Below are 14,405 nucleotides of genomic sequence, written 5' to 3' on the forward strand. Positions count from 1 at the left end.
ATTGTGTCACCCGGCTCGGGCCGCGGCTGGGGATCGCCCCGGAGGTCCCCGGTGGGCCCGCGAACCGATGCCAGACTGACCGCATGACCGGAATATTGGTGCAGGACGTCAGCAGGGCCTTCGGCACGGTGCAGGCCGTACGCTCGGCCACCCTCCGCGCGGAACCCGGGAAGGTGACCGGCCTGGTCGGGCCCAACGGCGCGGGCAAGACCACCCTGCTGCTCATGCTCGCCTCGCTGCTCGCCCCCGACACCGGGACGATCCGCATCGGCGGCGTCGACCCCGCCGAAGACCCCCTCGCGGCCCGGCGACTGCTCGGCTGGATGCCCGACGCCCTCGGCGCCTGGCCCTCGCTCACCGCCCGCGAGACCATCGTCACCACCGCGCGGCTCTACGGCATCCCCGCGGACGACGCGGCCGCCCGCGCACGGCACCTGCTCGCACTGGTCGGCCTGGGGGAACTCGCCGACTCCCCGGCCAAGGTGCTCTCCCGCGGGCAGAAGCAGAAGCTCGGCCTCGCGCGCGCCCTCGTGCACGACCCGCAGGTGCTGCTGCTCGACGAGCCCGCGTCGGGACTCGACCCCGAGGCGCGCGTGCAGCTGCGCGTGCTGCTGCGCCGGTTCGCGGCCGAGGGACGCACGATCCTCATCTCCAGCCACATCCTCTCCGAGCTGGAGGAGGTGGTCGACGACGCCGTGTTCCTCGTCGCCGGTTCCGTGGTCGACGCCGCCCCCGCGCAGAGCAGCGTGCGCGCCTGGCGCATCCGCCTGGCCGGGGGCACTCCGGAGCGGCTGAGCGCCGACACCTGGCAGGTCGCATCGCAGCTCGGCCTCGCGCCCGACTCGCTCGCGGTCGACCGCGGCGCCGTGCTGGTGGGCTTCACCGGCGAGGACGCGGCCGCCCAGTCGCTGCGCCGACTCGTGGAGGCGGGACTGCCCGTCGCGGAGTTCGCTCCGGCGCAGAGCGACCTCGAGCACACGTTCCTGCACCTGCAGCACCCCGCGGCGGCACCGACCCCGCCCCCCGCCCCGCCCGCCCCGCCCGCAGCACCCGAGGGAACGGAGGCCGGCGCATGACTCTCGCGAACATCGGCATCATCGCCCGGCTCGAGCTCACGCAGCGGCTGCGCAGCGTGGGCTGGTACGTGCTGCTCGGCGTCTTCGCGCTCGTGCTGCTCGGCATCACCGCGCTCGCGTTCGCCGTGTACTCCTGGGGCGACGCGGTCGGCGCCGGCGTGTACTCGATCGTCGTCAACATCGTGCTGCTGCTGGTGGTGCTCGTCTCACCGACGCTCAGCGGCAACGCGATCAACGGCGACCGCGACGCCGCGACGCTCGGCGCCATCCAGGTCACCGCGGCGTCCACCGGCGACATCATGCTCGGCAAGCTGCTCGCGGCCATCGCGACCGGCGGGGCGTTCCTGCTGGTCGCCGTGCCGTTCCTGGCGCTGTCGCTGCTGGGCGGAGGAGCCGATCCGCTCGTGCTCCTGGTGTCGCTGCTCGTGCTCGCCGCGGAGATCGTGATCGTCGCCGCGATCGGCGTCGGCCTGAGCGGCCTCATCGCGCGTCCGCTGTTCTCGGTCGCCGCCACGTACCTCGTGGTGTCGGGGCTCGTGATCGGCACCCTCATCGTCTTTGCGCTGGGCGGCATGGCCATCCGCACGGAGGCCACCAGCTACAGCCGCCCGTACGACGCGAACGGCGTGGTCGACTGTGAGCGGTGGGAGGTGACGGGCACCTACGAGGCGCCGCGCTTCGACCTGGTGTGGTGGGCGCTCGCCGCGAACCCGTTCGTGGTGCTCGCCGACGCCACGCCCACCGAGTTCTCGAAGGAGGGCTACCCGGTGGATCTGTTCGGACAGATCAAGTACGGCCTGCGCAGCGCCCAGCAGTCGCCGCTGGAGCAGCGGTGGGACGAGTGCGACACGGACGGCAGCTACCGCACGCCGAAGGAGGTCATCGAGTCGTCGGTGCCCAGCTGGTTCGTGGGGCTGGGCGTGCAGGTCGTGATCGCCGGATCGCTGTTCGCCGGGGCCTGGGCGCGCACGCGCACCCCCGCGCGACGCCTGCCGCCGGGGACGCGCATCGCCTGAGGGACGGGGAGAGCGGGAGGTGCGGAATCAGCCACCCCCCGTTCACCCGCCGTGCACCGTGGAGACGCCCCGCGGTCACGCGGGGTCGATGGTCTGGGCGCGTACCCGTCTGAGCCCGCCCCGGGCGATCCTCCAGGAGACTCCATGCCCCGCCTGCACTCCGCAGCGGCGGTCGCGGCGGTGTGCGCGCTGAGCGCCGCCGCCCTGCTCGCCGTCCCCGCCGCCGCCACCGGCGCCGTGACCGTTCCGCCGGTCGCCGCCCCCGCCGGGTCGATCCTCATCAACGAGGTCGACTCGCAGCCGGCCGACTGGGTCGAGTTCGTCAACCCCGGCACCTCCGCGCTCGACATCTCGGGCTACGAGATCCGCGACAACTCCGACGACCACCGCTGGCGGTTCCTGCCCGGGACGCAGATCGCGGCCGGACAGTTCCTCGTGGTCGAGGAGGGCACGATCGGGCTCGTGGACGGCGTGGAGATGGCCTTCCGCGACCCGATCGGTATCGGCAGCGCCGACCGGATCCGGCTGTTCGACGCTTCGGGAGCGCTGATCGACGACACGCTGCCCTGGCAGGGGCACGCCGCGATCGACGGTGACACCGCGGCGGCGACGCTCGGCCGCTGCCCCGACGGGGTGGGCGCGTTCGCGCTCGCCTACGCCACGCCGGGAGCCGCCAACGCGTGCGTGCGGCCGTCGGTCGCGATCAACGAGATCGAGTCGAACGGCGACGCCACGGACTGGGTCGAGGTCACGAACACCGGGACGGCACCGGTCGACCTGTCCGGATGGACGGTGATCGACAGCGATCCGACGGGTCATGCATCCGAGACCACTCCGCTGCCCTCCGGCACGGTCCTGCAGCCCGGGGGCTACCTCGTGTTCGACCAGCCGGCGAACTTCGTGTTCGGGCTCGGCAACGGCGACACCGTGACCCTCCGCGACGCGAACGGCACCACGGTCGACGAGCACGTGTACACCGCGCACGCGGCGGGCGTCTGGGCACGCTGCGCCGACGGGACCGGTGCGTTCGTCGACGTGTCCGTGTCGACCAAGGGGCAGCGCAACGCGTGCGGCAGCCCGGTGCGGCTCAACGAGGTGGAGTCGGACGGCGGCTCGCCCGACGACTGGATCGAGCTGGTGAACCCGACCACCACCGCGCTCGACGTCTCCGGCATCGTCGTGAAGGACGATGACGATGCGCACGCCTACGCGATCCCCGCCGGCACCACGATCGGCGCCGGGGAGTACCTCGTGATCGACCGCGCGCAGCTCGGCTTCGGGCTCGGCGGCGGCGATGCGGTGCGCCTGTTCGACGGAGACCTGCTGATCGACGAGACCCGCTGGGGTGACGGGCACGCGTCTCCCACCTGGGGTCGCTGCCCCGATGCTACGGGGGCCTTCACCGCGACCGCGCAGGCGACCAAGGGCGCCGCGAACGTGTGCCCCGGCGAGGTGCCGGTGGGCGTGTGGCCGGGGTCGGCCGAGGTGCGCGTCGTCGACGAGGTCCCGACGTTCCTCGAGGACAGCTCGGGCCTCGACGTTCAGGAGACCGCCGACGGCGCGTTCCTGTGGGCGGTCGACAACGGCGAGGGCCGCATCTGGAAGCTCGCGGCGCACGCCGACGGCACGGTCGAGAAGGCCCAGGGCTGGGAGGCGGGCAAGCGCGTCCGCTTCCCGCGCGACGCGCAGGATCCGGGCGCCGCGGGGCCGGACACCGAGGGCATCACGGTGGACGATCGGGGCTTCGTCTACGTCGCCTCCGAGCGCGACAACAGCGCCAAGGGCGTCAACCAGAACGTGGTGCTGAAGGTCGACCCGGAGGCGACCGCGGCAGACCTGGTCGCCCAGCAGGAGTGGGACCTCACGGCGCTGCTCCCGGCGGTCGGCGCCAACTTGGGCATGGAGGCGGTGCAGTGGGTGCCGGACTCCGCTCTCGCCGGGAAGCTCTTCGACGACAACACCGCTACCGCGTACGACCCCGCGGCGTACCCCGGCCACGGGGCAGGCCTCTTCCTCGTCGCGGTCGAGGACAACGGCCACGTGTACGCGTTCGCGCTCGCCGCGGACGGCTCGGCCACGCTCGTGTCGGAGCTCGCCCCCGGTCTCCCCGGCGTCATGGCGCTCGACTGGGACACGGTGCGGAACACGCTGTGGGCGGTGTGCGACGACGGCTGCCAGGGGCGCTCTGCCGAGATCACGCTGAACGGGACGGCGGCACCCGGCATCGCGCACTATGCGCGCCCGGCGGGTATGCCCGACATCAACAACGAGGGCTTCGCGACCGCGCCGGCCTCGCTGTCGGTCGACGGTCAGCGGCCGGTGTGGTGGTTCGCGGACGGCGTCGCGTCCCAGGCGCTGCGGACGGGCACCCTGCCGGGCGGCACGGGCGGGGAGAACCCCGGTGGCGAGAACCCCGGTGGGGAGAATCCCGGCGGGGAGAACCCCGGTGGCGAGAACCCGCCGCTTCCCGGCACGGATCTGGTGGACGGCAACCGCCACGGCGTGACGGTCGACCCTGCCGTGGCGAGTCGCGGACAGCGGGTCACGGTCACGGTCGGAGAGGAGGCCGCGGGGTCGGAGGCGGCGGTCTGGCTGTACTCGACCCCGGTTCGCCTCGCCACCGGCACGCTGTCGACCGCGGGGGCGATCACGGTCACGGTCCCGGCCGATGCGCCGCTCGGTGCGCACCGGATTGCGGTCTTCGCGGCCGACGGCACGCTCCTGGGCTGGGCCGACCTGCGCATCACCGAGGGACCGGGCGGTCTCGCGGCGACGGGGACCGTGCTGCCGGTCGCGGCGATCGCCCTCGCGCTGGTGCTGCTCGCGGCGGGCGGCGCTGCCGTGACGCGCCGCCGACGCGGCGCGTGATGAGAGGGGATGCGCGGGCGAGGCGCGCGCATCCCCCTCGGTTGCCCGGAGGGTGACGGCGACCGCAGTGTCGGTGCCGCCGCCTAGACTCGTAAGGCCATGACCGAAGCCCCTCTCATCGTCCCCGGATCCGTCGGCCCCCAGTCCTCCGGCGCCCCCGCACAGGACGACCTCCTCGCCGGCCTCAACCCCCAGCAGCTCGAGGCCGTCACCTATCGCGGGCCGGCACTGCTCATCGTCGCCGGTGCCGGTTCCGGCAAGACCAGCGTGCTCACCCGGCGCATCGCCTCGCTGCTGCGGAGCCGTGAGGCGTGGCCGAGCCAGATCCTCGCGATCACCTTCACCAACAAGGCCGCGGGGGAGATGCGCGAGCGTGTGGAAGGGCTCATCGGCGACGCCGCGCGGGGCATGTGGATCTCCACGTTCCACTCCGCGTGCGTGCGCATCCTCCGCCGCGAGGCGCAGCAGTTCGGCTTCACCAAGAACTTCACGATCTACGACTCCGGCGACTCGCGCGCCCTCCTCAAGCGTCTGGTCAAGGAGCACGAGGCCGATGCGTACGGCCTCACGCCCGCCGCGGTGCAGGGGCGCATCTCCAAGCTCAAGAACGAGCTGTCCGATGCCGAGTCCTACGCGCGCCAGGCCAACATGACCGACCCCGCCGAGCGCGTGTTCGTCGAGGTCTTCGCCGACTACCAGCGGCAGCTGCAGCGCGCCAACGCGTTCGACTTCGACGACCTGATCGGGCAGACGGTGTACCTGTTCCGCGCGTTCCCGCAGGTCGCCGACACCTATCGCCGCCGCTTCCGGCACATCCTGGTCGACGAGTACCAGGACACGAACCACGCGCAGTACGCGCTCATCCACGAGCTGACGCGTCCCGTGTCCGGCGCGGGCTCGGCGCCCGATCCGTACGCCTCGAACGGCATGATGATCTTCGAGCCCGACCCCGAGCCCGCCGCGGGAGCGGGCGAACCGGGTGCGTCGCTCACCGTGGTCGGCGACTCCGATCAGTCGATCTACGCGTTCCGTGGCGCCGACATCCGCAACATCAGCGAGTTCGAGCGCGACTTCCCCGGCGCGAAGGTCGTGCTGCTCGAGCAGAACTACCGGTCGACGCAGAACATCCTGTCCGCCGCGAACGCCGTGATCGGCAACAACTTCGATCGCAAGGACAAGAAGCTCTGGAGCGATCGAGGCGACGGCGACAAGATCATCGGCTTCACCGGCTACTCGCAGCACGACGAGGCGCAGTTCGTCGCCGATGAGGTCGAGGCGCTGCACCGTGCCGGGATGCCCTACTCGGAGATGGCCGTCTTCTACCGCACGAACTCGCAGTCGCGCGCGCTGGAGGAGATCTTCATCCGCTCGGCGGTGCCGTACAAGATCATGGGCGGCACCAAGTTCTACGAGCGTGCCGAGATCAAGGACGCGTTGGCCTACCTCGTGGCCGTCGCCAACCCGGCCGACGAGATGGCCGTGCGCCGCATCCTCAACAAGCCGCGCCGGGGCATCGGCGATGTCACGGAGACCGCGATCGCGCGCTTCGCCGACGAGCACGGCATCACGTTCCGCGAGGCGCTGTCGATGCCAGGTCAGCTCGGCGTCGGCCCCAAGATCCAGGCCGCGATCACGCAGCTCGATGCCGTGCTCAGCGAGGCCACCGCGATCATGCTGCCGCCCTCCGGCGAGGTGCCGCCGCCCACCTCGGTGGCCGACGGGCTGAGCCTGCTGCTGTCGAAGAGCGGCTACCTCGACGCGCTGCGCGCGAGCCGCGACCCGCAGGACGAGGCCCGCGTGGAGAACCTCGACGAGTTCGTGGCGGTCACGCGCGACTTCGCCCGCAACAACCCCGAGGGCACGCTGACCGACTTCCTCACCGAGGTCGCGCTGGTGTCCGACGCCGACGATCTCGACGACGAGTCGGGTTCGGTGTCGCTCATGACCATGCACACCGCGAAGGGCCTGGAGTACGACGCGGTCTTCGTCACGGGGGTGGAGGAAGACCTCATCCCGCACCGCATCTCGGCGGGAGAGCCCGGGGGACCGCAGGAGGAGCGGCGGCTGTTCTACGTGGGCATCACGCGCGCCCGCAAGCGTCTGCACCTGTCGCTCGCGATGACCAGGGCGCAGTTCGGCGAGGTGTCGGTGGCCATGCCGAGCCGGTTCCTGCAGGAGATCCCCGCGGCGCTGATCGACTGGCGCCAGTCGCCCGGCGACGTGAACTCGCGCGGCGGCATGCAGTCGCGGGCCCTCAATGCGCGGCGCTCCGGCGGCTTCGGCTCGGGCTCGGGCGACCGCTTCGGCGTGAAGCCGCTGCCGCGGGAGTCGCTCAAGCCGCTGTCGACCGCGATGGACAAGATCCCCAATCGCGTGACCGCCAAGATGCGCGACAACGGCGACCTGGAGCTTGCGGCGGGCGACCGTATCCGCCACGACGACTTCGGCGAGGGCCGGGTCGACGCCGTGACGGGCGAGGGCGCCAAGCGCATCGCGCACGTGCGCTTCGACACGGCGGGGCAGAAGAAGCTGCTCATCAAGGTCGCACCGATCGAGAAGCTGTAGCGGGCGCGCGCGGGGCGGAACACGGGGCGGTTAGGCTGGCTCATATGGCCCTCTTCTCCCGCCGCAAGAAGTCCGGCGACGACGCCGTCTCTTCCCCCGCTGCCCCCGCATCCGCGCCCGCCGAGGTCGAGTCCGCTCCGGCCGTGTCGTCCGAGGCAGCGTCCTCAGCAAGCACCGCGCCCGAAGCCACCGCGCCCGAAGCCACCGCGCCCGGGGCCACCGCGCCCGGGGCCACCGCGCCCGGGGTCGAGTCGCCCGAGACCGCGTCCGGCGAGGCCGCACCCGAGGCCACGCCGTCGGTGGGCATCTCCGTCCAGGCGTTCCGCGGCGTCGGCGCCGAGGCGGGCCCCGAGGTCGCGCCTCCGCCCGCCGAGGCCGACCCGACCGCGCCCGCCGCCGGAGCCGCGCCGGCCGCCGACCCTGCCGTCTCCGCCGCCGGCCCTGCAGCCGCGGCCGCGCGCCCCGCCGGGCAGCCCGCGACGCCGGCCGAGCGCACGCTCCCGCTCGCACCCGCGATGCCGCCCGAGCAGACCGAGAGCGTCCCCGGCATGAAGGACAACGTGCTGCTGCGTGAGGCGCTCGCCCAGATCGAGGCCGGGGCGTCGAACGAGCAGCTGCTCGGCGTGCTGCGACAGGCCCTGCAGAGCCACCTGTTCATCCGCGTGAACGGCGACGCCAGGGAGCAGATCAGCGAGGGCAAGCCGCTCGCCGTGGCGGTCGTGCGCGACGGGGAGCGGCAGTTCATGCTCGCGTTCAGCTCGGCGGCCGCCGTGCGCGACTCCGTGCAGCTCGAGGCCGATCCCTCCGCGACGTCGGCGGTCGCGCAGCCGTCCACCGCGGTCATGCAGCACGTGGTCGCGGGGGAGTTCGCCGGACTCATCATCGACAACGCCTCGGCCCCGCACCGCGTGGTGTTCCCGACCGAGCTGCTGGAGAAGACGCTGGAGCAGGCCGATGTCGAGATGACGGTCAAGTCGCTGATCGCGGGGCCGCGTGAGCAGGACACCCCGGCGAAGGTGGGCGAGGCGCTCGCGACCACGCGCATGTGGGTCGCCGTGAACGACGGGTCGGGCACGGGACAGGTCGGCATCGCCGAGGCTCAGACCGCCGACGGCCGCCGCTTCCTGCAGCTGTTCTCGCACCCGCTGGAGGTCATCGCCCTCGGGCGCGGCGACCGTCCGCTGCCGTTCGAGCCGGAGCAGCTGGCGAAGGTGCTGACGAGTCACTCCGAGATGGCGGGCGTGATCGTCGACTCCGCCGGGCCGTCGATCGTGGTGGAGCGGGACGCCCTCGCGCCGGTGCTCGTGCGGGGCGTGCAGCTCGACGACTGAGCGGGCCCGTTCCCGGTCGCCGGGGGTTCCGCGCGTGGGGGCCGCGCCCTAGGGTCGGATCATGGCCTCCGAACGCGTGACCCTGACCGTCTCCGACCCCGACGGGGAGCGCGAGGTCTCGCTCTCCAGCCCCAACCGGGTGGTGTGGCCCGATCTCGGCATCACCAAGGCGGAGCTCGCGGAGTACGTGCAGCGGGTCGCGGTGCCGTTCCTGTCGGCCAACGGTCACCGGCCCGTGTCGCTCGAGCGCTTCCGCGACGGCGTCGGTGCGAGCGGTGAGCCGAGGGCGGAGGGCTTCTTCTCCAAGAACCCGCCCAAGGGAACTCCCGACTTCGTCGAGGCCGTGACCGTCACGTACAACAGCGGCCGCCGGCATCCGCAGATCGTGTTGACCAGGCCCAGCGCGATCGTGTGGGCCGTGCAGATGAACACGATCGTGTTCCACCCGTGGGCGTCGCTCGCAGAGAACTCCGACAACCCGGTGGAGTTGCGCATCGACCTCGACCCGCAGCCGGGCACGGGGTTCGCGGAGGCGGTGCCCGCGGCTCACGCGCTGCGCGAGGTGCTGCGCGAGGCGGGGCTGGAGGCGTTCGCGAAGACCAGCGGCAACCGCGGCCTGCACGTGTTCGCGCCGATCGAGCCGACGCACGAGTTCCTCGACGTGCGACACGCGGTGATCGCAGCGGGCCGCGAGCTCGAACGTCGGATGCCCGACCGGGTGACGACGAACTGGTGGAAGGAGGAGCGCGGCGAGCGTCTGTTCGTGGACTTCAATCAGGCGAACCGCGACCGGACGATGGCCGGCGCCTACAGCCCGCGTGCGCTTCCGGGAGCCACCGTGTCCACGCCGGTGCACTGGGACGAGCTGGATGAGGTCGACCCGCGCGCCTTCACGGTGCGCAGCATCCCGCAGCGGCTCGACGAGATCGGCGACCCGTGGGCGCAGCTGCAGGCGAAACCGGGGCGCATCGACACGCTCCTGGAGTGGTGGGAGCGCGACAGGGCGGCGGGGCTGGGCGAGTTGCCCTTCCCGCCCGAGTTCCCGAAGATGCCAGGGGAGCCGCCGCGCGTGCAGCCGAGCAAGAAGAACGCGGCGAACTGGGACGAGAACGGCAACCCGGTCGACGACTGATGCGGCTCAGCTGAGCACGTCGGCGAGGTCGTAGCCGGCGACCGTGTCGAGCTGGTCGTAGGTGCACGAGCGGGGGTCGCGGTCGGGGCGCCACCGCTCGAACTGCACGGTGTGGCGGAAGCGTGCGCCCTCGAGTTGGTCGTATCGCACCTCCAGCACCCGCTCGGGGCGCAGCCGCACGAACGACACGTCCTTGGCGCCGCTGAACCGCGACCTCTCGCCCTCGCCGGTCACCGCGGCGCCTTGCTCGTCGCGTTCCACCAGCGGCGCGAGCTCCTCCACCAGCTGCCGGCGCCGCGCGTCGCTCCAGGCCGAGACGCCTCCCACCTGCCGCAGCGTGCCGTCGCTGTCGTACAGCCCCACCAGCAGCGACCCCACCCCCGTGCCGGACTTGTGGATGCGGTAGCCCAGCGCCACCACGTCGGCGGTGCGAGCGTGCTTGATCTTGAGCAGCGTGCGCTTGCCCGGCGCGTAGGGCTGGTCGAGCGGCTTGGCCACGACGCCGTCGAGCCCCGCGCCCTCGAACTCCTCGAGCCAGCGCACGGCGGCGTCGCGGTCGCGCGTGGTGCGGGTGAGGTGCAGCGGATGCTCGACCGCGCTCATCAGGGTCTCGAGGCGGTTGCGGCGGGTCTCGAACGACTGGTGCTGCAGGTCGTCCTCCCCGAACGCGAGCAGGTCGAAGGCGATGAACATGGCCGGCGTCTCCGCGGCGAGCTTCGCGACGCGCGACGCGGCAGGGTGGATGCGCTGGCTGAGCGCCTCCCAGTCGAGTCGCTGCGCGCCCTGCGGCCCGGTCGCCACCACGATCTCCCCGTCGAGCAGGCACGGGCCGGGGAGCAGTTCGGGAATCGCGTCGACCAGCTCGGGGAAGTAGCGCGTGAGGGGTTTCGCGCCCCGGGAGCCGATCTCGACCGTCTCGCCGTCCCACGCGATCAGTCCGCGGAAGCCGTCCCACTTGGGCTCGAACAGCAGCCCGCCGGGGTGCTTCGCCGGGTCGGGCACGGTGGCGGTGGCCTTGGCGAGCATGGGGGCCGGGATCTCGTAGCGCATGCCCCCCATCCTGGACCGCGCGCGTCGCGCGGAGGAAGGGGTTGCGGTCAGTCGAACAGGTCGTCGAGCTCGGCGGGCGTGCCCGCGTCGCGCAGCACGGTGTGCGCCGCGTGCCACCCCGCCATGCCGTTGACGGCCGGACCGGGCGGGGTCGAGGCCGAGGCGAGATACACCCCGGGCATCGGCGTGCGCCACGGCGCGGGGGAGAGCACGGGACGCCGCAGTGCCTGGCGCATGTCGAACACGCCGCCGGAGATGTCGCCGCCGACCTCGGTCGGGTTGAGGGCCTCGCGCGAGGAGGCGGGCACGGCGTGGTGGGCGAGGATGCGGTCGCGGAACCCCGGGGCGAAGCGCTCGACCTGCGCCGTGATCAGCTCGGTCGGGTCGAGGTCGGAGCCGCCCGGGACGTGGATGTACGCCCACAGCACGGCCTTGCCGTCCGGCGCCCGCGTGGGGTCGAACACGGAGGGCTGCACTGCGAGCACGTAGGGCCGTTCGCTCACCCGGCCGACGGCGACCGCGTTCTCGCTGTTCCACACCTCGTCCCGGTTCCCGGCCACGTGCACGGTCGGGGCGTTCCGCACGTGCGGGTTCGTCCACGGCACGGGGCCGTCCAGCGCGAAGTCGACCTTGGCGGCCGCTGCGCCGTACCGGTAGGCGCGGACGGCGCGGGCGTAGCGGGCGGGAACGTCGGGGTGCGTGAGCGCGAGCCGCGGGGAGGTGTTGAGCAGCAGCACGTCGCCGCGCGCGGGGTCGCCCCAGTCCAGGGTTGCGAGGTCGTCGACGTGCACGCCCGTCTCGACGGTGCCGCCATGGGCCTCCAGGTCGGCGATCAGGGCATCCGCGATGGTCTGCGAGCCGCCGCGTGGGTAGGGCCAGCCTCCGGCATGGGCGAGCGCGGCGAGCAGCATCCCGGCCGCGGCGCCCGCGAGTGTCGGCTGCGGCGAGTTCGCGTGGGCGACCACTCCCGCCATCAGTGCGGCGGCCTCCTCGGTGCGGAAGGCGACGCGGGCGAGGGACGTGCCCTGGTCCAGCATCCGCACGGCGTAGCGCGCCGCCGTGACCGGGTCGCGCGGGATCCGCAGCAGCTGGTTGCCGGTGAAGTCGGTGACGCCGTCGGCGTGCGTGCTGAGCGGGCGCAGCCGCCGCAGCCAGGCCTCGCGGTCCGGACCGAGCTCGGCGGCCGTGCGCTCGATGTCCCGCCAGGCGATCGCCGCGCGTCCACCGTCGAGCGGGTGGGCGAAGGAGATGTCGGGGCGGATCCACGTGATGCGCTCGCCGAGCCGGAACGCCCGGAAGAACGGGGAGGCGATCGCCGCGGGATGCACGGCGGAGCAGACGTCGTGCACGAACCCGGGGAGCGTGGCCTCCTGTGTGCGCAGGCCGCCTCCGGCGGTGGCGGCGGCTTCGAGCACGCGCACGCGGTAGCCGGCGCGGGCGAGGGCGACGCCCGCCGAGAGGCCGTTCGGTCCGGAGCCGATGATGGTCGCGAGGGGCATGGCGTCAGTCTCGCACGCGGCGGACGGTCGGCCGAGGGGGTTGCGCCGTGCGATCCTGGAAGGGATGAATGAAGTCCAGGGCCCGACTCCCGCCGGCACCTCCCGTCCGTACCGTTCGCTTCCCGAGGCGCTCCGCGCGCACCGCATCGATCCGGTGAACCACGCGTTCATCACCGAGATCGTCGAGTCCGTGGGGGTGACCTCGCTGATCGACCGCGGCCGGTACATCGAGGCGATCCGCCGCGGCGAGGGGGCGGCGCTGCACATCGGCCGCACCTACACGAACGGTTTCACGGAGGACGAGGTGGTCACGGTCGGCTCGACGCGACTGCGACTGCAGCCGAGCGAGGGCCGTGCGCCGTACTTCTACGTCACCCACCCGAGCGAGTTCGCGCCGCCGACGGCCACGCGTGCCAAGCGCTCCGCCGCGCCCCGCACGCCCGCGGCCCCCCGCACGCCCGCTGCGCCCAAGCCGGTCGAGCGCGACTACGGCGTGTGCGACGTGTGCTTCATGGTGAAGACCCCCGCCGGCGGCTGCGGCTGCGACTGAGGTATCCCCGCGGCGCGCGGCCGCATGGGCCGCGGGAGCCGCGCTCAGGCGAACGCGCTCATCCCGGTGATGTCACGGCCGAGCAGCAGTGCCTGCACCGACTCCGTCCCCTCGTAGGTGTGGATGGCCTCGATGTCGGCGAGGTGCTGCATCACGCCGTTCTCCAGCAGGATGCCGTTGCCGCCGAGCAGGTCGCGGGCGGTCGCGGCGATCCGGCGGGCGGCGCGCGTGTTGTGGAACTTCGCCAGCGACGCCTGTGTCGGCCGCAGCTGCCCCGCCTGCTCGAGGTCGGCCATCCGGCGGCAGTAGAGCTGCATGGCGGTGAGGTCTTCCAGCATGTGCGTCAGCCGCTCCTGCACCATCTGGAACTTGGCGAGCGGCTTGCCGAACTGCACGCGCTCCTTCGCATATGCCAGCGCGGCCTCGTAGCAGGCGGTCGCGTGGCCGAGCGCCGACCAGGCGACGCCGGAGCGCGTGGCGTACAGCACGGTCGAGGCGTCCTTGAAGCTCTTCGTCCCCGGCAGCACGGCGTCGAGCGGCACGCGCACGTCGTCGAGCCGGATGTGCGCCTGGTGGATCGCGCGCAGCGAGGCCTTGCCGCGGATCACGGTGCCGGTGTACCCGGGGGTGTCCTGCTCGACGAGGAAGCAGCGCACGGCGCCGTGCTCGGCGGCGGACTCGTCGTCGACGCGCGCCCACACGAACGTGATGCCGCCGGAGGCGCCGTTGCCGATCCACTTCTTGGCGCCGCGCAGCACCCAGGAGTCGCCGTCGCGGCGGGCGGTGGTCTCCAGGGAGACCGAGTCGGAGCCGTGGTCGGGCTCGGTCAGCGCGAACGAGCCGAGCACCGAGCCGTCGGCGAGCGCGGTGAGCCAGCGGTCCTGCTGCGCGGGCGAGCCGAACAGGGCGAGGGTGCGCAGGGCCAGGCCGCCCTGCACCGCGAGGATCGTGCCGAGGGAGCCGTCGCCGCGCGAGATCTCCATGTTCACCAGGCCGGCGGCGAGAGGGGAGAGGCGCGTGAGGGCGGGGTGGTCGACGCCGTCGACCACGAGGTCGAGCTCGCCCATGCGCCGGGCGGCGTCGAGCGGATAATCGGCGCGGTCCCACGCCTCGGCCATCTGCGGGGCGACCTCGTCGACGTAGGCCTTGGCGCGGTCCCACGCCTCGCGGTCGGCCGCGGGGATGTCGGCGAACACGGCGTAGTAGTCGCTGTCCTGCCGGCCGGTGACGTCGTACGACGAGACGCGCTCGCCGGGGAACGGGGAGGCTTCGATGCTCATGAGTGCTCCTTCGTGGACCTCAGTATCGTACTCCTCGA

General features: G+C 72.7%; 10 protein-coding genes. 7 read left to right on the forward strand and 3 right to left on the reverse strand.

Going from position 1 to position 14,405, the window contains the following annotated elements; all coding sequences use genetic code 11:
* Nucleotides 1-83 precede the first annotated feature (83 nt).
* The 6 genes from KE274_RS04480 to ligD all read left to right on the forward strand — a co-directional run bounded on the left by KE274_RS04480 (nt 84) and on the right by ligD (nt 9,988).
* On the forward strand, nt 84-1,076 hold the full coding sequence (locus KE274_RS04480; protein ID WP_211541439.1) for an ABC transporter ATP-binding protein: 993 nt from the start codon (nt 84-86) through the stop codon (nt 1,074-1,076).
* A complete protein-coding gene (locus KE274_RS04485) occupies nt 1,073-2,092 on the forward strand; it encodes an ABC transporter permease (RefSeq protein WP_211541440.1) in 1,020 nt (339 codons plus the stop codon). The genes KE274_RS04480 and KE274_RS04485 overlap by 4 nt, the downstream gene beginning before the upstream one ends.
* 144 nt (nt 2,093-2,236) lie before the next feature.
* On the forward strand, nt 2,237-4,960 hold the full coding sequence (locus tag KE274_RS04490; RefSeq protein ID WP_249185836.1) for a lamin tail domain-containing protein: 2,724 nt from the start codon (nt 2,237-2,239) through the stop codon (nt 4,958-4,960).
* A gap of 99 nt (nt 4,961-5,059) precedes the next feature.
* Nucleotides 5,060-7,525, forward strand: a complete 2,466-nt coding sequence (locus KE274_RS04495; protein ID WP_211541441.1) for an ATP-dependent helicase — start codon at nt 5,060-5,062, stop codon at nt 7,523-7,525.
* Nucleotides 7,526-7,569: 44 nt separating this feature from the next.
* Nucleotides 7,570-8,856: an SseB family protein gene (locus tag KE274_RS04500; RefSeq protein WP_211541442.1), complete on the forward strand. Its 1,287-nt coding sequence runs from the start codon at nt 7,570-7,572 to the stop codon at nt 8,854-8,856.
* A gap of 61 nt (nt 8,857-8,917) precedes the next feature.
* Nucleotides 8,918-9,988, forward strand: a complete 1,071-nt coding sequence (gene ligD, locus KE274_RS04505; protein ID WP_211541443.1) for a non-homologous end-joining DNA ligase — start codon at nt 8,918-8,920, stop codon at nt 9,986-9,988.
* 6 nt (nt 9,989-9,994) lie between these two features.
* On the opposite strand, the gene KE274_RS04510 is transcribed toward ligD, so the two are convergent.
* A complete protein-coding gene (locus KE274_RS04510) occupies nt 9,995-11,038 on the reverse strand; it encodes an ATP-dependent DNA ligase (protein WP_211541444.1) in 1,044 nt (347 codons plus the stop codon).
* 47 nt (nt 11,039-11,085) lie between these two features.
* On the reverse strand, nt 11,086-12,537 hold the full coding sequence (locus KE274_RS04515) for a phytoene desaturase family protein (protein WP_211541445.1): 1,452 nt from the start codon (nt 12,535-12,537) through the stop codon (nt 11,086-11,088).
* Nucleotides 12,538-12,601: 64 nt separating this feature from the next.
* Between KE274_RS04515 and KE274_RS04520 the strand changes: the two genes are divergently transcribed.
* Complete coding sequence (locus KE274_RS04520) at nt 12,602-13,087, forward strand: hypothetical protein (RefSeq protein WP_211541446.1); 486 nt, start codon at nt 12,602-12,604, stop codon at nt 13,085-13,087.
* Nucleotides 13,088-13,131: 44 nt separating this feature from the next.
* Here KE274_RS04520 and KE274_RS04525 read toward each other — a convergent pair whose 3' ends face one another.
* Nucleotides 13,132-14,367 (reverse strand): acyl-CoA dehydrogenase family protein, encoded by a 1,236-nt coding sequence (locus KE274_RS04525; protein ID WP_211541447.1) that lies wholly within the window; start codon nt 14,365-14,367, stop codon nt 13,132-13,134.
* Between the last annotated feature and the right edge of the window lie 38 nt (nt 14,368-14,405).

It is taken from the genome of Microbacterium paraoxydans (assembly GCF_018224615.1).
GTDB lineage: Bacteria > Actinomycetota > Actinomycetes > Actinomycetales > Microbacteriaceae > Microbacterium > Microbacterium paraoxydans_B.